We start from the raw sequence: 26,796 nt of genomic DNA on the forward strand, positions 1-26,796 counted from the left end.
GCGTTAGCTGAGGACAAATGGAAATGAATGCTCTTGAATCAACTATACCGCCACACTCATTACTGCGAGCTGGCGCTGGTTTTAAACCGGAGCATTTTGAAGAGATCCTTCAGGGAAATCACAAATCCAGTTTGTTCGAAATTCATGCAGAAAATTATATGGGGGCCGGCGGCAGACCTCATCAAGTTCTCGAAAGTCTTCGCGCCGACTATCCAATTTCCTGCCATGGCGTTGGACTGTCAATTGGATCTGCGGAGGGGCTTGATCCAGCTCACTTGAAACGATTAAAAAAGATTTGCGACAGATATGAGCCAGTACTGTTTTCCGAGCATCTTGCCTGGAGTAGCCATAACGGTAGTTTTCTCAACGATTTACTGCCGCTGCCCTATACGGAAGAAACTGTTAAACTGGTGAGCGGTCACATTGACCAAATTCAGAATTGCCTTGGTCGACAGATGCTTCTGGAAAACCCTTCTTTATATCTTTCTTTCCATCAGAATAGCCTTTCGGAAATCGAATTCTTAAAAGAAGTCACTTCCCACACAGGGTGTGGTTTGTTGTTGGACGTGAACAATGTCTTTGTTTCGGCGACCAACCTCGGGTTTGATGCTCAAGAATATATTGCTGGATTTCCAGTCGACCTGGTTCAAGAAATCCACCTTGCAGGTTTTTCAAAAGATCCAGAGACGACGGACAATTCTTTGCTAATAGATGCTCATAATCGGGAAGTAGCGGAACCTGTTTGGCAGCTCTATACGAATTTGATCGGACGCATAGGATCTATTCCAACTATCATCGAATGGGATAGTGATATTCCTCGCTGGAACATATTGAGCGCAGAAGTTCAAAAAGCTGAGCAGATCTTGAGGGCAGCATTGCCGTTACATGAGGCCCTCAATGTCCATTAATCATTTGCAGAAGTCATTTTCTGGTGCGCTGCTAAATCCGGAAAATCTGCTACCTACGGAAATTATGGTTCGTGACGGCATTGATATTGCTAAACGATTTTCTGTCTATCAAAATAATGTTGTATCAAGCCTTATTACGGCCCTCAAGACAGCCTTTCCAACAGTATTGAAAATTGTAGGAGATGAGTTTTTTAGTGCCATGGCAGCAGTATTCGTTCGGAAGTATCCGCCAAAGTCGCCTGTTTTGATGCTTTATGGCGATATGTTTCCAGACTTTCTGTCGAAGTTTGAACCGGTTGCAGATCTTCATTACCTACCTGAGGTGGCCTATCTCGAACAGTTGCGGCGACAGGTCTATCATGCGGCGGATAAGGATTCCGTCTCGCAGCTTGCCTTTGCCGAGATTTCCGAGGCAGAATTTCAATCTCTGGTTCTTTCTATTCATCCGGCTTCGGCATTTGCCGTTTTCAAGTACCCAGTTGCCTCCATCTGGCATTGGAACAATGCAGAGACGGCGGCGGTGAAACCCGAAATTCCCTCCAATGGTGAAGAGGTTTTGGTCTGGCGGCTGGAAAATGATGTCAGAATGCGCCTTCTCTCTGTCGGTACTGTAAGTTTTATAAGAAATCTTCAGTGTAAATTGTCACTTGGTGAAAGCGCTGAAAGAGCAAGTGAGATTGAGGGATTTGACCTTACGAGTGCGATTGCAGCATTAATTGAAACCGGGCTGGTAACAGCCATAAACCGAGGATAATGAACCATGGCCAAACTTATGAGTACCGTCAGTAATGTTTATGCCGCCGTGTTCGGACCATTAGAAACAATGCTGCAAAACTGGCTTCCTGGTCTTGCGGCGCGCCTTATTTTCTCAAGCGTCCTCCTTGCTTTCTTTTGGCAATCCGCACTGACGAAGATCGGAGATAGTATATTCTCGCCTTCCGTTGGCGCGTACGCACAGATTTTCCCCAAAGCGCTGGAAGCAGCAGAATATGACACAGACCAACTGTCTTCACTGCATACGGTCATAGTTTTTGCTGCAACATATGCTGAATTTATTCTTCCAGCCTTGATACTTGTTGGTCTGGCGACACGCCTAGCTTCGATTGGTATGGCTGTAATGATAATTATCATGAGTATCGTCGATATCTTCGGACATAATATTGATGCCAAGACAATTGGTCAGCTGTTTGATCGTGTGCAAGATAGTGTTATCATGGATCAGCGGTTATTGTGGATGTTTCCATTAATCTACCTCGTTGTTAAAGGGCCTGGTTTGATCTCACTTGATCAGATTTTCGTCTCAGTCTTTGGTCAGTCCAGGGATCAGAGAATGTCAATGTCAAATTAGCCCTTTGAGGTGGTATTTTTTTGGTGCCTCTTGAAAATGGGAATTCTGTGTAAAGCCGTGTCAAAAGGAGAATGATTTGGGCGATAGTTGCTGTGAAAAACAGATTGATGTGAGTGCTCTGAAGGACCGTCAGCGGCGGGTCTTGATTCAGGTTCTTTTGATCAACGCTGCAACTTTTGTAATGATGATATGCGCAGCTTACTTCAGTGGGTCCTCGTCCCTGTTGTCAGGGGCATTGGATAATTTTGGTGATGCGCTGACATATGCACTAAGTTTGGCCGTCGTGGGGGCGAGCATTGCCATGAAAGCGCGTGTTGCATTGTTTAAAGGCCTTCTGATATTCGGTGCCGCGGCGGCGGTGGCCGTTCAGGTTGCGTGGCGGGTGTCAAATGTTGAAGTCCCTATTTTTGAAACCATGGGCGTAGCCGCACTCCTCAATCTTGGGGCAAATCTCTTGTGTTTGCGTTTATTGTATCCTTATCGAAATGGTGACGTAAATATGACGTCGGTATGGGAATGCTCGCGCAATGACGTTATGGAAGGACTTGCGGTCATTGCGGCAACATTGGCTGTCTGGGCGTTTAGCTCCGGATGGCCGGATATATTGATTGCAATTGCACTGGTGATTTTATTCCTGCGCTCTGCCAGCCGTGTTCTCAGAAGTGCCTGGCGAGAACTCTATCCTCGCTCAGCCGCAGCGTAACGCGCTCAATATTCCATCGACTGCGTGTTAAATTTACATATCGTATCATCTTGCGAGACGATATGTAATGGCTTATGCTTGATTTATGGATACACTTGATGATGTTTTAGATACACTTGATTTGAAGGGGGCATTCTATTTTCGAACCAACTTTTCGCCTCCCTGGGCCGTTGAAGTTCCTGAATTGCAGCAAGCAGCCCGATTTCACCTGGTCGTAGAGGGGCGGCTGCATATTCGATTTCCCTCTTCTGGTGAGCAAACTGTATTAGGCCCTGGGGATTTAATTGTGATCCCGAGAGGCCGCTCACATATTTTATCTGATGAAGCTGGTAAAACGGCGCCTTCTTTGGAAACAGTTCTCGCTGACGCTGGCTATACAGGGGACGGTGTTCTTGCAGTTGGTGATGGCGAGCCTCATGCTAAAACAAAACTCATATGCGGTCATTTTAGTTTCCGTCCCGAGGCAGATCATCCGATCCTAAATGCGTTACCTGATTTTCAGGTTATGACGGCATCAATGCGCGCTGAAAATGCCACATTGGACGAGGTCATCCGGATGTTAGTAAGACAGGTGTTCTCTGGAAGCAAAGTCGGGTCTGCGGCATCCGTGACAAGGTTATCGGAGGTCATGTTTATCGAATTGCTTAGAATTGGCATTGAGAACAACAAGCATTTGGAAACTGTACTTTCCGCCTTTAGTGATAGTCAGATAAGCCAGTCCCTGTCTCTGATGCATTCAAGGCCAGAGCATCTGTGGACTGTAGAAAGCTTGGCCCGTGAAATCGGAATGTCACGCAGCCGTTTCGCCAATCGTTTTCAATCCCTTCTAAAGATGGGCCCTATGTCCTATCTTGCGGACTGGAGGTTGCAGAAATCTCTTTTCCTTTTGCACAATTCGAAGAAATCCGTCCAAGAAATTTCTTCTGACTCCGGGTATCAGTCCCCAGCTGCCTTCACGCGCGCTTTTTCTGACAAATTTGGTATAGCGCCGACGAAATATAGAAAATCAGCGTAAATTTGCATATCGTATCATAAGTTTTGCTAAATACCCTTATTTCCGGCAAGATTATTGATTATTTGTACTAATCCGCTCATGTTTCATTCAAGCCAAGTGGCTAAAAGTTTTCGCGTAAAAATACTTTTTGGCACTTTTCTTGGCTGAATTTTAAATGCTCATGAAAGGAAATATAATGTATAAAATTTCGACGCTTGCTATCGTAACCCTGTTAAGCATGGGAACAGTTTCGACTGCGATTGCAGCAGATGAATTCAATACCTCTCCGGGTCTTACTGCGGTTGGCGCTCCGCTTGGTTTACATGGCGTAGATCCAGTGGCCTTTATAGATCTAGGAAATCGAGCTGATGGGTCGGCCGCTTTTACAGCCGTTCATGACGGTGTCGCATATTATTTCGCGTCAGAAGAAAACCTGGAAAAATTTGAGGATAACCCCGATCTATATGCGCCGCAAAATGGCGGGTTTTGCACCTATGGTGTTTCCGTCGGCAAAAAGTTTGATGGTGACCCTGATTATGCTTCAGTAATTGATGGAAAACTTTATGTGTTCCTGAATGAAGAAATTTTCAAAATTTACCAAAAAGATATGGCGGGAACCATTTCCAAAGCAGAAACTCAATGGAAAGGCATTCAGAATACAGCTGCTATTGATCTGTAATAATTTTACTGCTGAAAGTGGACAGTAACATCCACTTTCAGCGTCAGCGGCGGATCGCATTAGCGCCATACCAGCCAAAAAAATTTTACACTTTCCCTCTAGATAAGGGAGGTTTTCATCAAACTCACGTCAGTCAGAAAACCCTCTTCCTTTTAACAAAGATAATTCCGACAACAAGAGCGAGACAAAGATAATCTATTCAGGATGTCCAGAAGCGATATAAGCAGTTTTGACAACCGTATAGAATTCAGCAGCGTAGGAACCTTGTTCCCGTGGTCCATAGGAACTGTCACCACGACCCCCAAACGGAACATGATAATCGGTTCCGGCAGTTGGTAAATTTACCATGACACAGCCAGTTCGGGCATTGCGACGAAAATGCGTTGCTCGCGCCAAGGAACGGGTGACTATTCCTGATGTCAGGCCAAAATTCGTATCATTTACCGTCGATAATGCCTCTTCATAGGAGCTAACCTTTATAACACTGGCAATTGGGGCAAACATTTCTTCCCGATTTATTCGCATTTCATTTTTTGTTCCGGCAAACACGGCAGGCGCCATGTAATATCCCTCCGTCGGCATTTCCAGCCTGTTGCCACCACATAGTAATTCAGCGCCTTCTTCCTTTCCGGCAGAGACATAGCTCAGGTTTTCCTCAAGCTGCTCTTGGCTGACAACTGGTCCTATCTGCGTTTGTCCGTCAAGGGCATGCCCAACTTTTAAGGCCTCTGCTCCTGCGACAAGCTTTTCAACGAATGCATCATGTACCCGGTCATGCACAATCAGTCGGGATGAAGCTGTGCATTTTTGTCCGGTGCCACCGAACGCGCCGCCAAGAGCGACTGCTACGGCGATATCGAGATCCCCGTCGTCCATGACAGCAAGGGCATTTTTCGAACCCATTTCTAATTGTATTTTCGTAAAATTCCGGACTGCTGCCATGGCGATCCCCTGGCCAACCGGAACCGATCCCGTGAAAGAAATAGCGTCTATTTTAGGGCTTTCCACAAGTCCCTGACCAACGGAGCGTCCGGACCCCATAACCAAATTGAAAAGGCCAGCCGGCAGGTTTTGTTTCTCGATGATTTCGGTTAAAGCTACTGCCGAAGCCGGAGTTGCGTTGGCCGGCTTCCAGATTACAGCATTCCCATAGGCGAGTGCCGGCGCTATTTTCCAGCTTGCAGTTGCTGTGGGGAAATTCCAGGGTGAAATGATCCCGACAACACCAACCGGTTCGCGACGAATGTCAATTTCAATACCGTCGCGCACTGAATCCGCATTGTGCCCAATCTGTCTGAGAGTTTCCGCTGCATAATAGGTGAAGAATTGACCCGCTCGATAGACTTCACCTTTCCCTTCAGCTAACGGTTTACCTTCCTCCCGTGATAAAAGCTCTCCCAATTCGGCTGAGCGCGCCATTAATTCGGTGCCAATGCCCATAAGAGCTTCGTATCGTCGTTCAATTCCGGACGATGCCCATTCTTGCTGAGCGGCGCGAGCGGAATCGAGAGCAGTTTCCAGCTGATCTGAATTCGCCTGGGCAAAAAGGCCAATTACATCTGAAATATCTGACGGATTACGATTTTCGACTTCAGTGTCTCCGGCGACCCATTGACCACCAATATAATTTTTCTTCTGATTTCCCATTCTATGGCCCTGTCCCAATCCCGTGTTGCAAATTCAGATGGATAGGACTATGGACTTATCCATATATTTCAGTCAAATTTAAATAATTGTAAATTATTCCAGGAAAACTGAAATTGGCAATCAAAATTGAAATGCTCCGCTGCTTCACAATTGTGGCACGTGCTGGGAATCTGGCAGATGCGGCGGATAAACTCGGACGGACACAGTCAGCCGTCTCAATGATGCTTAAACAGCTTGAAGCTCATCTGGACGGCGCGTTGTTTGAAACGGATCGAAAGAGTAAACTTACCTCTCTTGGGGTATTTGTTTTGGAGGAGGCTTCCCGAGAGATCGATCATTTTGATACTACGGTAACAGCAATTCAAAACTTCGCGCGCTCTCAGTCCGGCCTGGTTCGTATCGCTGCCGTTCCGTCCGTCGCGGCAGAAATACTTCCTTTGGCCATAAGAAAGTTTTTGACAGATCATCCGAAAGTCCAAGTCGATATTCGCGATATGGATTCAGTCGCTGTAATTCGAGAGCTTGAACGAGAGCAGGTTGATATAGGTTTAGCAACTGCCATAGAGCCCGGCTCCAATATTTCTTCGCGAAAGTTGTTTACGGATACTTTCGGAGTTGTATGTCCTGAGGATCACCCCCTCGCGTACTCAAGTAAGCCCATCGACTGGGAGGAAATAGAAGAGTGGCCTTTAATCGCCAATGGTATTTGTCAGCAAATATCGGATATACGGTTCCAGAAATTTCTTGCTCAATCATCCCTGACAGTGCGAAATACAACATCCTTAATTGCAATGGTTCGATCTGGTGTGGGCATAACCATCTTGCCGCGATTGGCTGTTGCAAATATTGACCAGCTCGCATTTGTTCATGTCAACGATCCCGCAGCTCATCGACAAATGGATATCCTTTCTAATACCCACACTTCCTTGTCGCCTGCAGCTAAAAGTTTTGAAGAAGCTATATACACAACGGCTCAAGAATTGGCTCTGGTCTCATGACCCATTTGAAATAATCATTATTCACTTCTAAAAATCTTTTACGTTACAGTAGTATGACAATGCTAATATTAATTATGAATAATTTATTGTTTGGGAGTATTGGCTAGAACTGGCGTAAAAAATGGCAAGAAAAAGAAAATTCAAAGGGATTAAATTCAGTATCAGTTTAACAGCAGGGGCGGTCTCTCTTGTTGCGGTCGCAAGTGGGCTTGTTGCGTTATCAAACTATTATCAGGTGACGAACTTCGCGAAAATTGAAACCGAAAGACAAATGGATGAAGCAACGGAATATATATCGGAGCAAATCCAAGCCTTCATACGTCCTGTTTTACAAAGTATTGACCGCCTTACACGCGAAGATCCACACCTTTTATATGCTGACGATATCAGAAATCGGTTTTTGCAGGTTACCGTTCCGACTCTAAATCTCAATGAACATATTCGGTCTATTTACATCGGCTATCCAAACGGCGACTTTTCACAAGTGGTCTCCTTCACGGGGAAAAACGAGAAAAGCAGAAAAGTATACAATGCGAATGAAAACGCGAAATTCGCCTTTGTCACCATTCGGGATGATTCTGCAAATGAGAAAGTAAGGACAACCCAACCACTTTTAGAAAATGGTAGTCCCAGTCAAGTTGGATGGGCGCGCGCCGCGGACTATGATCCGAGGACGCGCCCCTGGTTTGGCCCAGCTGCAAAGTCGCCGGAACTGCAAAGAACGGGACCGTATGTTTTTAAAACGTCCAGATTACCGGGGATAACGTTCTCTAAATCAATGTTGGGAAATGATCCCGGAATCATTGGTGTTGATCTGGATTTGCAGACTATCCGGAGTTTTCTCAGAAAACTTAAAGTGACGCCAGGATCCCGGGTTGCCATTACAACCGCTAATGGACTGATACTAGCCCATTCCGAAACCACGGGTGTAAGCATTTCGGAACAAGCGGACGGGCAAGATATTCTGTCTTTGATGACCTTGTCGGAAGCGGGAGATAATATTCTGAATTCAGTTCTCAGATCGTCGGAGGAGGCTGATTCTGATGCGCATGTTTTTGTTGAAGGAAAGGAGTATCTCTTTCGAAGTATTCCGCTCCAGCTTGGGGCAACGGAAGCAGTAGATAAGCGGATATTGCTAGCGGTTCCATGGGAAGAAATAGCCGCCGCCGCCACCAAGGCCCGCAATCAATCCTTAATTGTTGCCCTGGGGCTATGTGTTATCGTGATGCTGATCGCCTTGTATCTTGCGAAGAGACTGGCGAAGCCAATTGAAGCTTTAACCGCAGAAGCCAATAAAATCAGCCGGCTGGACTTAAAGGACGATGTGGCGCTCAATTCACGTATTTCTGAGATACATGAATTGATGACGGCAACAAAAGCCATGAAATCTGTTCTTGGTGTTTTCGGTAAATTTGTGCCTAAAACACTCGTAAAACAGTTGCTGCATTCAGGAACGGGTGGGGAACTCGGTGGCAAACGTCGCGACATGGTCATCATGTTTTGCGACATCAAGGATTTCACAAACATTGCTGAAGCCGCCGCATCTGAAGATTTGATGCGCCAATTGTCTGATTACCTGGAATCCCAATCTAACGCCATTTTGGAGCATGCGGGGACAATTGATAAATATATCGGCGACTCGATAATGGCTTTTTGGAATGCGCCGCTTGAAGATCCGGAAATGGAAAAGAACGCCTGTCTTGCTGTACTTGCTGCGAGAGAGAAATTGAAGGCGCAAAATCAGCAATGGCAAGCGGCAGGGGACCCGGTCTTTGTAACGAGGTACGGTTTGCACAAGGGAAATGTTATTGTTGGCAATGTCGGATCAACTGAAAGGTTGAACTACACAGTCATGGGATCTGAAGTTAATCTAGCGAGTCGGCTGGAAGGCCTCAACAAAGTTTTTGGTACGGAAATTCTGGCGTCCTCATCGGTTCAAGAAGCGGCCGGAGAAGAATTTCTCTGGCGCCCCGTGGGCCGGGTGGCACCAAAAGGTGTTAGCAAACCCGTTGTGATTTTTGAGCTGCTTGGCCTGCAAGACACAGATAACTCGGAGTCTTTGCAAATTGCGGAGAACTGGCAGGCACCATTCTCCTCCATTCGCAAAGGCGAGTGGCGTGCGGCAGCCCCCTTAATAGAAGAGTTTCTTCGGAAATGGCCGAATGATGGTGTGGCGGGTCATTATTTGAAACGCGCAAAGTTCTACCTGGAAAACCCGGAGGCCGTTGGCGACGACACCGAATTTTTTGACGCAAAATAGGGTGCCGTCGGATAGCGCAACAATATTTGCTAAACCCATTAAGTTGACGGCAATAGAGAGGACCCAACAATGAGTTTTAATATTTGAAACCGCCTACATCTCCATATCCATTGCTTCAGCGACTTCAATTGATCCACCTGCATCGATATGTGGGCAGGATTGCGCCATGACAACAGCAGCATCAATTGTCTCGGCCTGGAGTATTGTGATACCGGCGAGAGGGTTTGCGCCGCCCCCATTTTCGATGCCGGCCGAGCTAACAGTTTTGGACGCTCCGACGGGCATTCCCGGGTCAACGACAGCATCTCCCAAGCTTTCGCTCCATTGTTTCCAGGCTACCATATGATTAGCCCCGTCTTCTTTGGTGTCGAATTGCGGGCTTCCATGATAGGCGAGTACGAATTTAGGCATGTAAGAAACTCCTGATTTTAAAAATAAGATCATCTTTATGGCACGCATTTAAATATGTTAAAGATCATATTTAAATTATCGATATAGTTTCTGGAAATAGGAGGTAAATTCATGCCCTATAGTGCAGAGCATAAAGAAAAGACACATGCCAAAATCATTGAAACAGCGCGGATTCTTTTCAATAGATATGGATTTCACAAAGTCACCATCGATATGGTTATGGCAGAGGCCGGCCTGACGCGCGGTGGCTTCTATAATCATTTCAGGAACAAAGAAGCCCTGTTCGAAGCGGCGGTCTCAAGCTTCTTGATGGGTAGAGGTGCCCGCTGGAGATCTGAAGCGGGTATCGACATGACAGATCTTAAGCCGGAAATGGCACAGCATATGATTGATGCCTATCTTTCCTCAGATCATCTGGGCGATCTTGATGGTCAATGCCCAATGATTGCTTTGCCAACCGATGTAGCCCGTTCAAGTCCCGAAGTCCAAAATTCATTTCAGGAACTTTTGAACGCAATGGTTTGGTTGTTTGAAAATAGTATTGCCGACAATGAAAATGACCATCGACAAAAGGCATTGTCTCTCAGCGCACTCTGTGTTGGGGGCATGGTATTGGCCCGAACGCTCCCCGATTCCGAACTGGCTGAGGATATTCGTATGGCTGCGCAAGACACGGCAAAGCAATTGATGGATGCGAAAGCGTTTTAGAAACTTGAATATTTCGGCTTAGGGAGCCGGAGGCGCAGATTGAGCTCGATTGCCGCGCAGAAATGAGATGATATCAAGCGCGTCAATAATCAAACAGATTGTGCCGATGGCACAAGCTGCTATTAGCCAGGTAAAGTAGTTTCCGGCGGATGAGCCACTAAATAGATCTGCATAAATAAGGGCCATAGGTAGCAGCCATGGTATATGTGCCACTCCCATGGCCTTCGTGATACCCATTTTCATATGCATCCACCCCATGATCATACCACCCAGTAAAAACGCGGCGACCATCCATTTTGCGGTGGAGTGCTGGAGAAAAAACAACGGCGCGAAAAACATTACAGCCATCAAGACTAAAACCCATAATCTCACCCATAAAGGCGTGTGTAGAAAAAGATCGCGGACGAAATACCATGAGGTGAAACTAAGAAATGTCTTCATTATGTTACCCATTTTATTGAAACCGGTAAGAGTTGCGGTTGCTTTTCCGGCGCCTGGTTACCTTACCTTCACTTATGCAAGATCATCCATATAGGCAAAAATCGCCGGCGCACCACCCGTATGAATGAAGAGCAGGGATTGGCTGGTATCTAGAGATTTTGCCCGATGGATAAATCCTGCCATTGCTTTTCCCGTATATGTTGGATCCAGAATTAAGGCTTCGGTGCGGGCGCAAAGTTTAATGGCATCAACGCAATCTTTCCCGGCCTGTCCATACCCTGGTTCTAAAAATGCGTCATCAAGAACGATATCTGAGTTGACGACGGGGTTTTCAATATCCAGCATTGTTGCAATCTCTCGGCACTTATCGCTGATGCGCGACATCTGGTCACCCTTGGCCCGGCGGACGCAAATACCTGTCACCCCGATATTTGAGCCAAGCGCCCGTAAGCCAAAAAGTAATCCGCTATGGGTGGCGCCACTGCCGGAGGCGACAACAATTTCATCAATTTCTAATTGTTGCCTGTCAAGTTGCTCTAATATTTCTTGAGCAGCGACAACATAGCCCAAAGCACCTAGCGGTGGATGCTCCGGGCTTAGAGGTATAATATATGGCGTTTTACCGTCAACTCTCAATTCATTGGCGATAGTTTGTAGCTGTTGGTCTGCACCGTATTCGTCTTCCCCGACAGGGTAGCTATGCATGGTCGCCCCCAAGAGGTGATCTAGAAAGACGTTTCCGGATTTATGGTAATCAGAATTGCTTTTCTTGACCCGTTCCTCCAACTGGATGTGACAGTCCATGCCGAGCTTACGGGCCCCTGCGGCAGCTAACCGGACAAAATTTGACTGAACCGCACCAGTGATCAAAATTGTGTCTGCCTGTTGTGTGATCGCTTCACCAAGGTAGAATTCCAATTGACGCACCTTGTTTCCGCCAAAGGTTAATTCGGTACAATCATCTCGTTTTATAAACAGGTTAGCCGAAGTATTTAAAGTTTTTTCTAAATTGAGCATGGCTTCCAAGGGAGGTATTCCCGAAAAAAGCCGGGTGCGCGGGAGGTCATAAAGCCGTCCAAGATTTTGAACAGGAAGAATAGGTGATGTCATATGTGATACCTTTCTAAATGCTGGAGGCGAAGAGGATTGCGGCCGTCAGGAGAAGGATGACAATAATTAGCCAAGAAAAAACACGCTCTGTGAGCCAATTCACTATCAAGCTTCCGGCATATATCCCGGCGATCGTAGCGGGTACTAGTTTAAGACAGGTCCACAAAGTGGTGCTTTCGACACCGGCAAACGGGATCTGGAATAATAATGCCGCACCGTAGGAAAATACGAATAAAGTCAGTGTCGTCGCCCGGACAACCTGTTTCTCGATCCCTGTAGCTGACATCCAGGCTGCGACAACAGGACCCGGCATGGCCAGGCTGCTGCTCATCAAACCGGAAGCAACCCCTGTAACAAGAGCTCCGCGTTTGGATGGTGCAGCTGCTGCCGGTCTCGTTCTCATGATATTGTTTCGGATAACGAGGAGGGCGGTTAGGGAGATGGCAGCGCCGGCGAGAAGTTTTAGCATCACCACATTCACATTCAGGAAAATCAGAAGCCCCAAAGGTAGACCAAGGACCGAGCCGATAAGAAGCTGGAAAAGAATGGTTTTATTAATCTCAAGCCGAATGCTGCGTACGAGCAATACAGCGATGAGCAGATTCAAAATGATGCTAATCTGGATGGAGCTGTTATTGTTGAGTACTAGTAACATGATGGGGCCGGCAATCACACCAAATCCGATCCCAGTCGCCGATTGCAAAGCGGCGGCAAAGAAGACAGTGATGCTTAGCGTGATCAAGATGGGTTCCATTAGGGTATCTTGTTGTGTTGATTGCAAAATAACAATCTAAATTTAGTCCGGTTTGTGCGGGTGCAAAAGAAAATGAGGAATTGCCGAATTTAACAGGAGCGGGTTTTGAGAGGTCGCGGTCAACTTAATAGATTTTATTTTCACAAGCAGAGATAATCCAGTCTCTAGTCAGCTGCGCTTGCGAACTTAACGCCTTATGTCGTGACCAGACAAGATAAAACCCCAATCCGGTTTCCCAAGACCAATCCCTGCGGCCAGCCAGCAAACCTTGCTCGATCAGTGGATCTGTAAGATGTTTCCATCCGAATGCGAAACCTTCGCCAGCTATGGCGGCCTGTAGGACAAGGGCATAGTCGTTTAGTCTTATAGTCGAGGATGTATCAATATTGGCAACTCCAAAATGAGCAAACCAATCTTTCCATGTCGGCCGTTCGCGGATGGGTTCTTCTAAATGGATTAACCGTTCATGTTGCAGGTTGGAAATTGTTTTTAAGTTGACTGCTGTATGCATCACGCTTGGATTTGCAATAGGATAAATTACTTCGCTGGCGATCATGGTTGAGTGACAATCCTCCCAGACACCACTCCCTCGTCTAATCGCGAGGTTAATATTCTCTGCGTCGATATTAGGTTCATGATCGCTGGTTTGGAGGCGAAGATCGATCCCCGGAAAATGCTCCCGCAAATCATGCAGTCGTGGCATCATCCAGTAAAAATTAAAAGCGGAAGAGGCGTTTAATGTAACCTGATTACTCTGACCGCTCGCATGCAGCTTTTGCGCCGACGCCAGCATTCCATCAAGTGCTTTCGATACATCGACAAAAAATCTCTGGCCGGAACTGGTCAGAGAAACTTTTTTATGGCCGCGCTCGAATAACAAAACGCCCAGGCTATTCTCCAGTTGTTTGATGGCAGCACTGACAGCCGGTTGCTGAACATTCAGTTCCCGCGCAGCCTGGGTGAAGGAGGCATGTCGGGCGGCAGCTTCGAAAACAATCAAATGCCGCGGAGATGAGGCCAATTTCCAGAGTTCTTGCATAAGCTGAAATTATCCAATTAATCAATTTTTTCAAGCATCACAACAATTGTTTCATAGTGTAGCATAATTTAAATTACATAAAGGGGAAACGATGGCACGTCGTTCAAGAGCCTCACGGGATCGCAAAATTGCGGCGGTTGGTATTCCGGCGTCGCCGCATATTCGGCGATGTTTGCCTTTTTATGATATTTTGGACGATGAGCAGCTTGTAAAGTTGGAGGCCCAGGTAAATTGGCTCATCGAAGAAGTTGGCGTCGCCTTTCGAGATGATCCGGAAGCGCTTAAGATCTGGAAACAGGCCGGCGCTAAAATAGATGGGGATATTATTCGTGCTCCGGCGGACTGGGTGCGAAATCTGTGTCGACAGGCCCCAAGAGAATTTACCCAGCTTGCGCGCAATCCTGAACGCTCTGTGAAAATTGGCGGATCCAATCAAGTATTTGCACCCATTTACGGAGCGCCATTTGTACGAGATTTAAAAGGAGGGCGCCGGTATGGAGACATGCAAAGTTTCGAGAATCTGGTCAAGCTTACCTATATGCATCCGAATTTGCATCACGGAGGATTTGTAACTTGCGAGCCTTGCGATGTGCCGGTTTCCAAGCGGCATTTGGATATGCTGTATGCGCATATGACTTTGAGTGACAAGCCGCATCTTGGTGCCATAACGGAAAAGTCGCGAGCTCAAGACAGCGTTGATATGGCGGAAATCGTATTTGGCAAGGAGGTGATGGAAAACAACTGCGTCATTCTTGGAAACGTCAATACCAATTCTCCGATGCTCGTTGATAAAGTGGTGACGGAAGCAATTCAGGTATATTGCGCGCGCGGTCAGGGGATCATCGTTGCACCTTTTATCCTAAGCGGCGCCATGGGGCCGGCATCGACAACAGCGTCTGTTACCCAAGCCATGGCGGAAGCCTTGATGGTCTGTGCTTTTTCCCAACTGGTGAAGCCGGGGGCGCCTTTTATCCTTGGTAATTTTCTGTCTTCCATGTCGCTGAAATCAGGCGCCCCGACATTTGGCATGCCCGAGCCGGTTCTGAGCAATTATGTCATCGGGCAGCTTGCCCGTCGCGCTGGATTACCACTACGTTGTGGCGGCTCACTGACGGCGGCAAAAATAGAGGATGCCCAAGCGGCATATGAATCAGCTGATTCCATGCATTCGACCATGCTGGCAGGAGCTAATTATGTATTGCATGCCGCGGGTTGGCTTGAAGGTGGACTTTGTACCGGATTTGAGAAGCTTATCATGGATGCGGATCGATTGGGGAGCTACCAGAAAATACTTGGGCAAGGGTTGGATGTCTCAGATGAGGCATTTGCTCGGGATGCATATGGTGAAGTTGACCCCGGCGGCCATTTTCTTGGATCAGGTCATACCATGAGAAACTACCAGACCGCATTTTATGAAGCCACGCTGTCTGATAGTGAAAATGTCGAAAGCTGGGAGGAGCGAGGCTCTACCGATATGCGCATGCGCGCTTTTGAGAAATGGACCACCATGCTGACCGAATATCAACCTCCAAAAATGGAGGAAAGCGTCCGCGACGCCTTGCAGGACTTTATTGCGAGACGGAAAGAGGAACTTCCGGACGCGTGGTATTAGCAAACATAAATTGGAACCAATCATCGCAGAATAAATGCGGAGACTAGTAATGCCAGAAATTCAAAAAGACACAAGCTCGCAACAAAAGAAGCTGCCCTCCCATGCCAAAGTAGTGGTAATCGGAGGGGGAGTGGTCGGTTGTTCCATTCTTTTCCACCTTGCCAAATTTGGATGGAAAGACGTTGTGCTGCTGGAACGCGATGAATTGACATCCGGATCTTCATGGCATGCAGCAGGGCAGATTCATACAATCAGTTCCGACCCCAATATTTCCCGCCTGCAGAGCTATACCATTGATCTGTACAAGGAGATCGAGGAAACATCCGGGCATTCAGTCGGTCTCCATATCACCGGTGGCTTTTATCTGGCCTCAACAAAAGACTGGTATGACTATCTAAAACGGGAACGATCCAAGGCTCGTTATATGGGGCTGCATCAGGAATTTATCTCACCACAGGAAGTGGCGGATCGACATCCGTTGATTGATCCGAAGCATTATCATGCAGCGCTTTGGGATGATCAGGATGGTGATCTTGATCCATCCGGTGCAACTTATGCATTTGCCAAAGCGGCGAAAGTGCATGGTGCGCAGTATTTTACCCATACACCGGTGACCGCGACAACGCAGCGTCCCGATGGATCCTGGGATGTAACGACCCCAAAAGCTGTTATCAACGCCGAGCATATTGTCAATTGCGGCGGCCTTTGGGCTCGAGAGGTTGGCCATATGCAGGGCATTCATTTGCCGGTGCAACCGATGGAGCATCATTACCTGATCACTGAGGATATCGAGGCTGTTAAAAACCACAAAACGCGGTTGCCCGCTGGTATTGACTATGAAGCCAATATCTATTTCCGTCAGGAGCGGCAGGGAATGCTGCTTGGAACTTACGAGCCTAAAGGGACACCTTGGAAAGTGGGCGGTACGCCTTGGGATTTTGGTCATGAGCTATTGCCGCCTGATTTGGACAGGGTCGCGGACAGGCTTGAAATGTCATTTGAACGTATTCCCGCTATCGGTCAGGCGGGCATCAAAAATTTCATCAATGGACCTTTCACCTTTGGCCCTGATGGCAATCCCATGATCGGGCCCGTTCCAGGCATGAAAAATTACTGGGTCGCCGTCGGTGTTATGGCCGGGTTCTGTCAAGGTGGCGGGGTTGGCCTGACCATGGCGGAATGGATGATCGACGGGGAGCCGAGCATTGATGTATGGGCCATGGATGTGGCCCGGTTCGGAGATTTTGCCTCTCCTGATTGGGGGACAATCAAATCCACTGAGAACTATGAGCGCCGATTTGTCATGACCTTCCCAAATGAAACCTTACCCAAAGGACGCATGCAGAAAACGACAGCATTGTATGATCGTCTTATTGCGAAAGGCGCGCGGATGGGTCAGGGTTTTGGCCTGGAGCATGCCTTGTGGTTCGCTGATGGTCCTGACGAAGCCCATGAAGAGCCAACCTTTGAGCGCAATCGATCCCATGACTATGTCGCACGGGAAATTCAGACAGTGCGCGAGGCGGTAGGGGGTATTGAGATTGCCAATTTCGCCAAGCATGAATTCAAGGGCGCGGGTGCCCGTGCTTATCTGGATCAAGTACTTGCAGGATATGTTCCAAAGCCGGGAAGGCTGACCTTAACTCCCATGTTGACGCCCAACGGCAAACTCTATGGAGATTTAACAGTCGCATGTTTGGCAGAGGATCATTTTATGATCTTTGGCTCCGGCGCGATGCAGGAAGCTCATCGCCGATGGTTTGAAAAAGATCTGCCGACGAATGTTTCCTATGAAAATGTATCCGATGACTGGCATGGGATCGCGCTGTCTGGGCCGAAATCACGCGATCTTTTGGCGCGAATAACACGGGATAATATATCGGCGGAGGAGTTCAAATTTCGCGACATGCGTCAGACTTTTGTGGGCGGTGTGCCGGTTATTTTGAACCGCATCAGTTTTTCCGGCGAACTGGGGTATGAAATTTATTGTCGTCCCCAATATTTACTGCGTCTGTCAGAAGCTATTGAAGATGCCGGGCAAGATCTCGGGTACGGTTGGTACGGCGCCCGTGCCTTGATGTCCATGCGCCTGGAAAAGGGATGGGGCGTCTGGACTTTGGACTTTCGTCCTGACTTTAATGCCGTGGAATCCGGGATGGACATATTCATCAACTGGAAAAAAGATTTTGTTGGAAAGCAAGCAACAGAACAAATTCGCGCAGATGGTATTCACCGGAAGCTGGTGACTATGACTATTGAAGTGAATGGGATCGATGTGTCTAATGATGAAGCGATTTTGAAAGAGGGACAAGCTGTCGGATACATTAGCTCCGGCGGTTACGCGCATCATGTCAGGAAATCCATGGCGATGGGATATGTGGATATAGAGCATGCTGCCCCGGGTACCAAGCTGGACGTGGAGATCCTCGGTGAATTATATAACGCGGAAATTCTGGGCGCGCCGATTTATGATGCGAATGGCGCGAATATGCGGGCCTAAGTCGTTGGCTTTCCAAATTCGCAATGTTGCATGTATATGTTTTGTGATTGAAGGGAATTGGTAGGTTAGCGTTGGCGCATCGCTCCGATCACCCGATGCATAAAGTCGATGAACTGGGTTTGCTCAGTGGACGACAAAGCAGACATGGCTTCTGCGTTTTGTGCTGACGCTGCAGCGTAGGACTGTTCACGCACAGCCCTTGCTTTGTCTGTCAACCAGATTTGTTGCGCCCGCGCATCGGAGGGATGCTTGGTGCGCTTGATCAATCCATCTCGCTCCATGCGGGTCAGGGTGTTTGCTAAGGTGGCCTGTTCAACATCCAGCTTGGACAGCAGCTCTCTTTGGGAGATGCCGTCCTGTTCCCATAATTCCAACAGCATCGGAAACTGGCCGGTGACAATACCCAACGGAGTAATGCGTTCCTGCAGGCCTTTGGCAAATAGCCGGGCCATATGATTTGCGAGATATCCCGCTGATATGTTCTTTTCAAAAGCCATGCCTGATTCTAGCACTTGAATAGTATGCTATGCAATATTATATAGTATGCTATATAAATTCGACCATCTGAAGAAAGAAAGGGAAATTTCATGAAAACGAAGATCCATGCTACTGCAGGAATAATCGGATTCTTAATCATCGGCATATTCTGGACATCGACTGTTTTAAGTGAGTTGTTCGGGAGTTATGAAGATATCGCCTCGGTAAAGACAGCAATCTTGCAGGGAATGTTTATTCTGATTCCCGCGTTAATGATCGCCGGGGGGTCGGGGATGGTCATGGGACAACGGCGCACCGATATTCCGGCAGTTTCCAAAAAAAAACGAATGCCTTTTATCGTGGCCAATGGTTTGCTGGTACTGGTACCCGCTGCCATTTACCTGCAATCAAAGGCCTCAGTAGGGGATTTTGACGGAATTTTTTATACGATTCAAGGCGTCGAATTGGTAGCCGGAGCGGCTAATTTTATCTTGATGGGCTTGAACATCCGGGATGGATTGGCCATGACACGCATGTGTCGGAAGCGAAAAAAACACGTGCAATGAAAATAATTCTTGCATAATTGCGAATGATTATCATTATTAATAAACGGTAAGCCATTATGCGAGATTGATTATGAAAATTAGTGAAGCGGTTCCAAACCATCTCAAGGATCTATACTACCCCGAGCAATTAACGCTTTGGAGCATCCGTATCTGGTCTGATGGATATCGGCAAAATTATTCTCCTTATGCCACATTGCGAGAAGCCTATCAGCGAGCGAAATGTTCTAATGGATTAATGGCCCTCGATAATTTTCTCTCGCTCGTTATTTCAGGGAATAGCCGCCCGGTGGATATCCGCTGCCCCTGTTGCGGCGGGATATCAGAAGATGAATGGCGAATGTTGCAATCCATTGCGTTAGTACAGGCGGGACGGGAAGAGAAGGTGTCCCGGCTGATTTCACATTTTCTGGAACCTGCGACTGTCCGCGTTGCCCAGTCAGTCATCGCCAACTGGGCGCAGGAACTGTCCGACAGGTCACTTCAATTGCAATTGCGTCCGCGAGCGTTGCAACAGGTGGAACCAAATTATGCAGTGGCAGAAAAAAGAGCGTCATTTCGGGTCATAACAAATCCTTCCAAAGTGGTATTGCATTAAATCCGCCCGGCATCACAAAAATTGTACAGCCGGTTACAAGCTGTTATGTTTTTTAAAGAAAACATAAATTTTTGGATTGAATTTTATGACGCGAACTACTCCGAAGGCTGAGTTTTCAAATACTTGGCAATCTCAGATTTATGATGTTTTGAAAGAATTTCAAATCAAACATATGGCCTATGTCCCAGACGCGGGCCATGCGACGGCTATCAACAAATTTGAAGCTGATAATGATGTAACATCCGTTGTTCTGACAACAGAAGAAGAGGGAATACCCTACCTCGCAGGAGCCAGTCTCGGGGGAGATCGAGGCGTCTTGTTGATGCAATCCAGCGGCGTTGGTAATTGTATCAATATGCTCTCGTTGCAGAATAATGCCCGGTTTCCGCTTTTAATGCTGATAACTATGCGGGGGGATTGGGGAGAGTTTAATCAATGGCAAAACCCCATGGGCCAAGCGACAGAAGCGGCGCTGAAGCTGATGGGCGTCCTCACATGGCGCGTCGATAGACCCGAAGATGTGGAGCCATTGGTGCGGGGTGCGGCAACGATGGCATTTGAAGGGGATCAAGCATGTGCGGTATTGCTGGGTCAGCGGCTCATCGGGAAAAAGGAATGGACGAAGTAAAATGGGCAAGGTTCTTTTGAAACGCCGGGACGTTGTTGCCGAGTTACTCAAAGACCGGGGTGATACGATTGTCGTCACCGGGCTGGGGTCTCCGTCTTACGATGTGATGGCAGCGGGGGATCATGATTTGAACTATTATCTTTGGGGCGCAATGGGCGGGGCGGCCATGGTTGGACTGGGGCTGGCAAAATCACGCCCCGACCATAATGTGCTGGTGATCACCGGGGATGGTGAAATGTTGATGGCCATGGGGGCATTTGCCACTATTGCAGTTCAGGCGCCCAAAAACCTCACCATTGCAATTCTCGATAATGGGTATTATGGCGAAACCGGCATGCAGCTTAGCCATTCCGGCCGCGGTGTGGAGCTGGATAGAGTAGCGGCAAGCGTCAAGTTTGACTGGGCCGCGAGAATAACGGATATGGCTGAGGTCAAGGATCTGCGTAGGCGAGTGCACGCCCGTAATGCGTTGAATTGCGCGGCCATCTCCATTGATGCGGAGGAGGTGGAGCGGGTGCTCCCGTCGAGAGATGGCGTTTATATCAAGAACAGGGTGAAAGCGGCATTGGGCCAGAAGATTTGACATCCTCAAGCCCAGCTGCCGCAATTGTCTATCTCTGTTGTTGTAAGAATGGGAAAGGGTTCGTCGGGGGAAATCCGAATTATTTGATTAAGGCAGAGGTTAGTTATGGAGAATAAACTCAAACCCGTACGTCGCGTGGTTACCGGGCATAACGATGCGGGATACAGTGTGATAGAAGAAGACGGGATGTCACCGGCTACAAAAACCATTGAAGGCCGTCCGGATTATGCCGTCACGAATATCTGGCGTACAGGAAAGTCGCCAGCTGACGTTCATGCGGATGATGACATCTTGGAGCATCGTGGCGTAACGCCGCCCGAAATGGGGACGGTCATACGGGCAATAGACATCCCGCCGGAAACGGGAGATCCGGAAGAGTTTCGAAAGATCGTCGAGAAGACATTCAAAACCCTGTACCCCGATGCCGAGCACGCGCCCAGCGATACACGACATTATGGTATGCACAAGACGAGCACTGTCGATTATGCCATTATTATTGAAGGGGAGTTGACGGCCATCATGGACGAAGGAGAAACGGTTCTAAAGGCCGGGGATATCCTGATCCAGAGAGGGACCAACCATGGCTGGGCGAACCGTTCTGATGCCATGTGCAGAGTGGTGTTTATTCTTGTGGATGGGCGATGAATTGCCTAACTCATAGATTTTAAAAGGTGCAAATGACACTCGATAAATTATTCGATCTGTCAGTTAGGCAATTTTAACCGGTTAAAAAACATTACTAATATCTAGGGTTTCTATGTAAATATATCAACTGCTTATATAATTATATTAATCCTGATCTTCAAATAAGAATTCAAGATTTTTTCCTGTCACTGCTAAAGATCGAGCTCAATATTATCTGATCCCTTTGCCGGAACCGAGCAACACAGAAGCACTTCATCCTTTGCAACCGACGCTGTTGGCTTTATGCGATAGGCGACATTGCCGGATTTGATCTTTGTGGCGCAGGACCCACATTTCCCATCCCGACAACTAAAAGCAGGGAATAAACCGTGACTTTCAGCTGTCTCCAGTAAAGTAGCGTCCCCGGCATTCCAACGTTGCTCGAAACCTGAGGCCGCGAAGGTGATGACGCTTTGCTCCGCCTCCGCTTCTGGTTCAAACATTGTAGCTCCTCCGTCGGGTTGGCGGGCAAGTGAAGCGGGGCCAAACGCCTCGGCGAAAATTCGGCTATCCCTAACAGCCAGGCCTCGCAGCGTATCATACATGGCTTGCATAAATGCTGGTGGACCACATAGATAGAAATCATAGTCATCGAGACCAAGGGCTTGGCGAAAAGCGTCTCCATGGATGCGGCCGCTGCCATTAAAATCAACGCCAGGTTTTTCATCTGTGGCTGGATTGGAGATAAAGGAGTAATAGGTAACGATCCCTTCGGTTTGTTGCTGTAACAGCTTAAACAAGTCATAGAAGGCGCGTTGTTTCGTGGTTCGGGCGGAATGAAATATAGTGAGTGGGCGCATATGCCGGGTTCGAACCCCTTCACTGACCACATGCAAAGCCATGGACATCATGGGAGTAATACCAACCCCACCGGCTAGCAGAACAGCCGGACGGGTTTCGGCTGGATCAATGAAAAAATCTCCTCGTGGTGCCTTGGCCTCAATGATATCGCCAGGTTTCAGTCGGTCATGCAGATAGCGAGAGATCTGGCCCTCGTCTTCACGCTTGACTGAGATCCGGTAGAAGTCCTCACCCGGTGCTGATGATACGGTGTAAGTCCGAAGTGCCGGATTCGAATTATTCTCAGTCGTCAGGCGTAAGGTTAAAAATTGCCCGGCCTCAAAAGGCAGCAGGCTGTGGCCGTCGGCCGGTTCAAAATAAAAAGACCGGATCTCAGAACTTTCGTCCTTGATGCGGGCGAGGCGATAGGGACGCCATTCTTCGCGCTTCGCCTCCGCCGCTTTCAAGGCATCGGCCTGCGCCCAGGTACCGGTCATTTCCGAATGAGTTGAGTAGTCAAAAAACCTGGCACGAAACGGCAATGCGTTTTTTAGCCGAATGCCATGATCCAGTGTAAACCGCCAGGCCCGTTCTGACCCCTTAACGGCAGTCACGGTTTCATCATGATCCCAAAGCAATTCGACGCCGCCAGTAAGCATCAGCAAATCACCCGTGGAGAAATCCAGGAAAGTCAGGCCCGCTTTTGGATTAAGCAGGAAATTTCCAAAAGTGTTGAAATGGTAATTACCCGGATAATCGGGAATTGTCAGAATATTTTCCTCCACTTTAACAAAACCCGGCATTCCCCCGCGGTGGGAGACGTCAACGCCCTCGATCTCAGGCTGATCCTTGGGAGCGAGATAACTGGAGACAAAAAAAGTATCTGCATTCGTGATCAAATTTACAGAAGTGGGATCCAGGCTGGTAAATGTCTCCACATTCTCTTCATCTAGCGGAGTGTCCGGATCGCGCACGAAATCAATGGAACGGTTTTGAATATATTGCGGGCAATTCCCGAAGGATTGATCAACTGTCACTGAAAAATGCGCCGGTTTTGTTTCGGAAATGCGGCCATTCATTCGGTTGCGGCGACGGGTCATCATCTCAATGCCCAGCAATCCAAGCGGTGCGCCAGTCCGCGTCAAGCTCTGGGTAAGGGGGTCGCCTTTCGACGCTGCGGAGTTGACCTGCAAAATAGTGGGTTCAGGTGAGGAGAGGAAACCTGGATGGCCAGATAGGATCGATACCCATGGTGACCCTGTCTCATCGACATTCCCGACCACAAGAAAGGGAAGTTTCGCAAAGAAGTCGCGATGCTGATCGGGCATATAGGTGCGGATGGCCCGGCGGCCAAATTTTTCCATCATTTCGCGTTTGCCGGCGCGGGATTGGAGTTCCTGTTCACCTGGATGGAAGGGAGAAATCGTTTGATTGAGTGCTGCCGTGTCATGCATCGCCTATCTCCTGTGCCGGGACGTAAGGGGTGTGGTGACCATGGTTTCCTGTGCAGTGCGGGGGGCGTCGCGGAAACATGATCACCACGTTCGTGTGATTGCCTTATGCAACAAGGCCGGCCTTGGAGGCAGGCATAGGAACAAAACCATCAAGTGCCTGTATATTTGCCAGCAGGCGACGGACATTCGGGTAGGGCTCCAGTGACACATTGCCTTCTGGTGCATGGGCTGTATAGCTGTAAATGGCAATATCAGCGATTGTTGGCGCGTCTCCGACAAGGAAATCACGTCCTTCCATATGCACTTCCAACTTGGCCAAAACCCGTGCGGCAACGGTTTGGGTAAAGTCTGCGTCAAGCGGGGCACCAAATACGGTGATCAATCGGGCGGCGGCGGGGCCAAAAGCCAGTTCACCGGCTGCCAATGTCAGGAATTTCTGAACTTCCGCTTCCAGTTTTGGATCTGCCGGCAAGTAAGAGGGAGCATATTTCCGAGATAAATAAACCAAAATGGCATTGGAATCAGACACCACCGTGTCACCATCCTTGATCACCGGTACTTGACCAGCTGGATTCAATGCCAGGAACGGGGGCTGTTTATGCTCTCCGGCAGCCAAGTCTACAAGAATAACGTCATGGGCAATGCCGGCTAGACTGACGAAAAGCTCGATGCGATGGGCGTGGCCGGAGAGGGGGAAGCTGTAGATTTTAACGGCGTTTGACATGAGGGTGACCTTCCGAGAGATGTTCAAGAGATGTAGTTTTGTTGATGAACCTTACATAGCATTCGCCTGTATCGTTGATAATACACCTTTTGTGGGATATATTATGTACATAATGAAGATAATTAATTGGCAGGAGACAGGATTGCCATGGATACAATCGACGGCATGCGAACTTTTGTTGCTGTTGCGGGCCAGAGATCCTTTACCGGCGGAGCCGGTCAACTGGGCATTAGTACTAAATTAGCCAGCAAATATGTGCGTCAGTTGGAGGAGCATCTGGGTGCCCAGCTGTTTAACCGGACAACTCGAACTGTTACTCTGACGGATACAGGGACAGCTTATCTAGAACGCTGCCTGCCCTTGCTGGATCAGTTCGACGAACTGGAAGGATTGGTGCAGGAGCGGCAATCTGAACTGGCTGGACCCATTCGTATCACGGCTCCGACAGGATTTGGCAGCCGCGAACTCGTGGCGGCTTTACATCCGTTTCAAAAAGCGCATTCCAAGGTCACTTTTGATATTCGCCTGTCCGATCAACATGTCGCCATCATTGAAGAGGGATTTGATCTGGCCATCCGCTTCGGCGCTTTGAAAGATTCCAGCCTCATGGCCCGCAAGCTGATGGATATGCGACTTGTGGTTATCGCTTCACCCAAGTATTTGTCGGAGTATGGTGAGCCCAGGCATCCAAGTGCGTTGGAAACCCATAATTGCCTGATACAGCTGACCTCTGCTGATCCATATAACTGGAAATTTCGCGTTGATGGAGAGATAGTGTCCTTTCCAGTAGATGGCCCATTTCATGCGAACTCACCGCGGGCAATTGCCCATATGGCTGTTGATGGTGCCGGTATTGGCATATGTCCGCATTATGCGGTAAAGCCGTTTTTGGAAGACGGTACGCTGCAAGTCCTGTTCGAAGCAGAGGAGGCAACGGTAATTACCTTATATGCCGTTTATCCGCCGGGACGGCATCTGACAGCGCGTATTCGAGCATTGATCAATCATCTGGCTGAGGCTTTTCGGGCGTAAATTATGGCAAGTGTGAAGATGTGATCATGACGGGTTTCTTAGCGCCTTGTATATGTGCCATAAGAAAGCTGGTACTCGCTCGGTTAGCATCTGGTATATGAGGTGGAAATGATACTTTGGATCAGCATCGTCTGCATTGGATTGGCAGGATTAATCGGATTCTCTGCGCATCGCGCCAGCCTGTGCTCTGTCCGGGCCGTTGAAGAATTGCTGACCACCCGGCGTGGCTTTATGCTTGCCAGCTTTGTGAAATCGTCCCTGTGGGTGATGGGCGCGACACTTTTGATCACCTTGTTTGTACCAGTGGACGTCATGATGACTGTGGGCAAGGAACTTTCCCTTTTGACCTTGGTTGGAGGATTGCTCTTTGGAGTAGGGGCGACCATAAATGGTGGATGTGCGTTCTCTACTTTGACCCGGCTTGGTGGCGGCAATATTGGGGTGCTGCTCTCGCTCGTCGGGTTTGTAGTGGGCGCTGCGTTGCTTGAATTGATACCTATGGGCCCCTTTTCATCCTTGGCCGTGGACACTCAAACCGGGATGTCGCTTTTGACCCGATGGCACATGCCGCTGGCCATCGCATTGTCTTTATGGATGCTCTGGGAGTTGGCAAAGTTGAGGCGTAGCTTCAGTCCTTCAGGATGGAAAAACAAGGTGACGGCTAGCCATTATCGACTATCGACCGCGGCATTATTGATGGGGGTGAGCAATGCCATCCTCTATGTCCTTGTGGGGGCCTGGCCATATACATATGTCTTGGGCCATACTGCGCGTAATGCAGTAACCGGTGCGGCGATGCCAGCGGTCATTTACTGGCTGTTGTTTGTGGCGCTGGTGGTTGGTGTGTTTCTATCAGCCTGGCAAGGCCACCGGTTTCGCTTGGTTCTTGCTCCCAATCGCCAATGGCTGAACTATTTGTTTGGCGGGGTGTTGATGGGTGCAGGCGCAGGCTTTATCCCCGGTGGGAATGACGTGCTGATGTTTCAAGGCTTGCCATCGCTATCGCCTCATGCTTTGCCGGCTTTTGTTGCAATGATGATTGGCATTGCACTTACCCTGACATTAATGCGTCTGCTGGGACGGGGCATCCCGGTTATCGATTGTGGGAATGATATCTGCGCCATTGATGACAAATAGTCAGTGTCGGTGAACACATTCTGG

27 protein-coding genes are annotated in these 26,796 nt (G+C 48.4%); 18 read left to right on the plus strand and 9 right to left on the minus strand.

The features are described 5' to 3' along the window. Positions 1-23: 23 nt before the first annotated feature. The 6 genes from bufB to NBZ79_RS06165 all read left to right on the plus strand — a co-directional run bounded on the left by bufB (position 24) and on the right by NBZ79_RS06165 (position 4,632). Complete coding sequence (gene bufB / locus NBZ79_RS06140; protein WP_251936415.1) at positions 24-908, plus strand: MNIO family bufferin maturase; 885 nt, start codon at positions 24-26, stop codon at positions 906-908. Further along, on the plus strand, positions 898-1,662 hold the full coding sequence (locus NBZ79_RS06145) for an HvfC/BufC N-terminal domain-containing protein (protein WP_251936418.1): 765 nt from the start codon (positions 898-900) through the stop codon (positions 1,660-1,662). Before bufB ends, NBZ79_RS06145 begins: the two co-directional genes overlap by 11 nt. Before the next feature lie 6 nt (positions 1,663-1,668). After that, positions 1,669-2,256: a DoxX family protein gene (locus tag NBZ79_RS06150; protein ID WP_251936420.1), complete on the plus strand. Its 588-nt coding sequence runs from the start codon at positions 1,669-1,671 to the stop codon at positions 2,254-2,256. 76 nt (positions 2,257-2,332) lie between these two features. After that, positions 2,333-2,959, plus strand: coding sequence for a cation efflux transmembrane domain-containing protein (locus NBZ79_RS06155; RefSeq protein ID WP_251936423.1), 627 nt, complete (start codon positions 2,333-2,335; stop codon positions 2,957-2,959). Between the two features lie 85 nt (positions 2,960-3,044). After that, positions 3,045-3,974, plus strand: coding sequence for an AraC family transcriptional regulator (locus NBZ79_RS06160; protein WP_251936425.1), 930 nt, complete (start codon positions 3,045-3,047; stop codon positions 3,972-3,974). A gap of 175 nt (positions 3,975-4,149) precedes the next feature. Further along, positions 4,150-4,632 (plus strand): YHS domain-containing (seleno)protein, encoded by a 483-nt coding sequence (locus NBZ79_RS06165; RefSeq protein ID WP_251936426.1) that lies wholly within the window; start codon positions 4,150-4,152, stop codon positions 4,630-4,632. A gap of 195 nt (positions 4,633-4,827) precedes the next feature. Here the strand turns inward: NBZ79_RS06165 and NBZ79_RS06170 are convergent, their stop codons facing one another. Further along, on the minus strand, positions 4,828-6,279 hold the full coding sequence (locus tag NBZ79_RS06170) for an aldehyde dehydrogenase family protein (RefSeq protein ID WP_251936428.1): 1,452 nt from the start codon (positions 6,277-6,279) through the stop codon (positions 4,828-4,830). 113 nt (positions 6,280-6,392) lie between these two features. Between NBZ79_RS06170 and NBZ79_RS06175 the strand changes: the two genes are divergently transcribed. Both NBZ79_RS06175 and NBZ79_RS06180 read left to right on the plus strand, forming a co-directional pair. Continuing rightward, complete coding sequence (locus tag NBZ79_RS06175) at positions 6,393-7,277, plus strand: LysR family transcriptional regulator (RefSeq protein ID WP_251936430.1); 885 nt, start codon at positions 6,393-6,395, stop codon at positions 7,275-7,277. A 121-nt stretch (positions 7,278-7,398) separates the two neighbouring features. After that, a complete protein-coding gene (locus tag NBZ79_RS06180) occupies positions 7,399-9,537 on the plus strand; it encodes an adenylate/guanylate cyclase domain-containing protein (RefSeq protein WP_251936432.1) in 2,139 nt (712 codons plus the stop codon). 93 nt (positions 9,538-9,630) lie between these two features. Here NBZ79_RS06180 and NBZ79_RS06185 read toward each other — a convergent pair whose 3' ends face one another. Then, positions 9,631-9,948 (minus strand): YciI family protein, encoded by a 318-nt coding sequence (locus tag NBZ79_RS06185; RefSeq protein ID WP_251936433.1) that lies wholly within the window; start codon positions 9,946-9,948, stop codon positions 9,631-9,633. Between the two features lie 111 nt (positions 9,949-10,059). On the opposite strand from NBZ79_RS06185, the gene NBZ79_RS06190 reads away from it, so the two are divergent. After that, positions 10,060-10,656, plus strand: coding sequence for a TetR/AcrR family transcriptional regulator (locus NBZ79_RS06190; RefSeq protein WP_251936435.1), 597 nt, complete (start codon positions 10,060-10,062; stop codon positions 10,654-10,656). An 18-nt stretch (positions 10,657-10,674) separates the two neighbouring features. Here the strand turns inward: NBZ79_RS06190 and NBZ79_RS06195 are convergent, their stop codons facing one another. The 4 genes from NBZ79_RS06195 to NBZ79_RS06210 form a co-directional block, all read right to left on the minus strand. Beyond that, positions 10,675-11,097, minus strand: a complete 423-nt coding sequence (locus NBZ79_RS06195; protein WP_251936437.1) for a hypothetical protein — start codon at positions 11,095-11,097, stop codon at positions 10,675-10,677. A 72-nt stretch (positions 11,098-11,169) separates the two neighbouring features. Continuing rightward, positions 11,170-12,207: a D-cysteine desulfhydrase family protein gene (locus NBZ79_RS06200; protein ID WP_251936438.1), complete on the minus strand. Its 1,038-nt coding sequence runs from the start codon at positions 12,205-12,207 to the stop codon at positions 11,170-11,172. Between the two features lie 13 nt (positions 12,208-12,220). After that, positions 12,221-12,961: a sulfite exporter TauE/SafE family protein gene (locus tag NBZ79_RS06205; RefSeq protein WP_251936440.1), complete on the minus strand. Its 741-nt coding sequence runs from the start codon at positions 12,959-12,961 to the stop codon at positions 12,221-12,223. A 124-nt stretch (positions 12,962-13,085) separates the two neighbouring features. Beyond that, the gene (locus tag NBZ79_RS06210) at positions 13,086-14,000 is read right to left on the minus strand and encodes a LysR substrate-binding domain-containing protein (protein ID WP_251936442.1); all 915 of its coding nucleotides are present in this window, start codon (positions 13,998-14,000) and stop codon (positions 13,086-13,088) included. Between the two features lie 91 nt (positions 14,001-14,091). Here NBZ79_RS06210 and NBZ79_RS06215 point away from each other — a divergent pair, with 91 nt between their 5' ends. Further along, the gene (locus NBZ79_RS06215; RefSeq protein WP_251936444.1) at positions 14,092-15,612 is read left to right on the plus strand and encodes a trimethylamine methyltransferase family protein; all 1,521 of its coding nucleotides are present in this window, start codon (positions 14,092-14,094) and stop codon (positions 15,610-15,612) included. Between the two features lie 49 nt (positions 15,613-15,661). Beyond that, positions 15,662-18,112 carry a GcvT family protein gene (locus NBZ79_RS06220; protein WP_251936446.1) on the plus strand — a complete coding sequence of 817 codons (2,451 nt, stop codon included), beginning with the start codon at positions 15,662-15,664 and terminating at the stop codon, positions 18,110-18,112. A 65-nt stretch (positions 18,113-18,177) separates the two neighbouring features. Here the strand turns inward: NBZ79_RS06220 and NBZ79_RS06225 are convergent, their stop codons facing one another. After that, positions 18,178-18,609 (minus strand): MarR family winged helix-turn-helix transcriptional regulator, encoded by a 432-nt coding sequence (locus tag NBZ79_RS06225; protein ID WP_251936447.1) that lies wholly within the window; start codon positions 18,607-18,609, stop codon positions 18,178-18,180. Positions 18,610-18,699: 90 nt separating this feature from the next. Here NBZ79_RS06225 and NBZ79_RS06230 point away from each other — a divergent pair, with 90 nt between their 5' ends. From NBZ79_RS06230 to NBZ79_RS06250, 5 genes are all read left to right on the plus strand, one after another. After that, positions 18,700-19,155 (plus strand): hypothetical protein, encoded by a 456-nt coding sequence (locus NBZ79_RS06230; protein WP_251936449.1) that lies wholly within the window; start codon positions 18,700-18,702, stop codon positions 19,153-19,155. 70 nt (positions 19,156-19,225) lie between these two features. Beyond that, on the plus strand, positions 19,226-19,750 hold the full coding sequence (locus tag NBZ79_RS06235; protein ID WP_251936451.1) for a hypothetical protein: 525 nt from the start codon (positions 19,226-19,228) through the stop codon (positions 19,748-19,750). An 85-nt stretch (positions 19,751-19,835) separates the two neighbouring features. Then, positions 19,836-20,378 carry a thiamine pyrophosphate-binding protein gene (locus NBZ79_RS06240; protein WP_251936454.1) on the plus strand — a complete coding sequence of 181 codons (543 nt, stop codon included), beginning with the start codon at positions 19,836-19,838 and terminating at the stop codon, positions 20,376-20,378. 1 nt (position 20,379) lies between these two features. After that, positions 20,380-20,961, plus strand: a complete 582-nt coding sequence (locus tag NBZ79_RS06245; RefSeq protein ID WP_251936457.1) for a thiamine pyrophosphate-dependent enzyme — start codon at positions 20,380-20,382, stop codon at positions 20,959-20,961. 105 nt (positions 20,962-21,066) lie between these two features. Further along, complete coding sequence (locus tag NBZ79_RS06250; RefSeq protein WP_251936460.1) at positions 21,067-21,606, plus strand: cupin domain-containing protein; 540 nt, start codon at positions 21,067-21,069, stop codon at positions 21,604-21,606. Positions 21,607-21,797: 191 nt separating this feature from the next. Here NBZ79_RS06250 and NBZ79_RS06255 read toward each other — a convergent pair whose 3' ends face one another. Together NBZ79_RS06255 and NBZ79_RS06260 are read right to left on the minus strand one after the other, a co-directional pair. Further along, positions 21,798-23,879 (minus strand): FAD-binding oxidoreductase, encoded by a 2,082-nt coding sequence (locus NBZ79_RS06255; RefSeq protein ID WP_251936463.1) that lies wholly within the window; start codon positions 23,877-23,879, stop codon positions 21,798-21,800. 103 nt (positions 23,880-23,982) lie between these two features. After that, positions 23,983-24,603 (minus strand): glutathione S-transferase family protein, encoded by a 621-nt coding sequence (locus NBZ79_RS06260; RefSeq protein WP_251936466.1) that lies wholly within the window; start codon positions 24,601-24,603, stop codon positions 23,983-23,985. A gap of 147 nt (positions 24,604-24,750) precedes the next feature. On the opposite strand from NBZ79_RS06260, the gene NBZ79_RS06265 reads away from it, so the two are divergent. Next, complete coding sequence (locus NBZ79_RS06265; RefSeq protein WP_251936469.1) at positions 24,751-25,635, plus strand: LysR family transcriptional regulator; 885 nt, start codon at positions 24,751-24,753, stop codon at positions 25,633-25,635. Positions 25,636-25,743: 108 nt separating this feature from the next. After that, entirely contained in the window at positions 25,744-26,772 is a 1,029-nt protein-coding gene (locus NBZ79_RS06270; RefSeq protein ID WP_251936470.1) for a YeeE/YedE thiosulfate transporter family protein, read from the plus strand. Positions 26,773-26,796 lie beyond the last annotated feature (24 nt).

Origin of the sequence: Sneathiella marina, from assembly GCF_023746535.1 — a bacterium.
Taxonomy (GTDB): domain Bacteria; phylum Pseudomonadota; class Alphaproteobacteria; order Sneathiellales; family Sneathiellaceae; genus Sneathiella; species Sneathiella marina.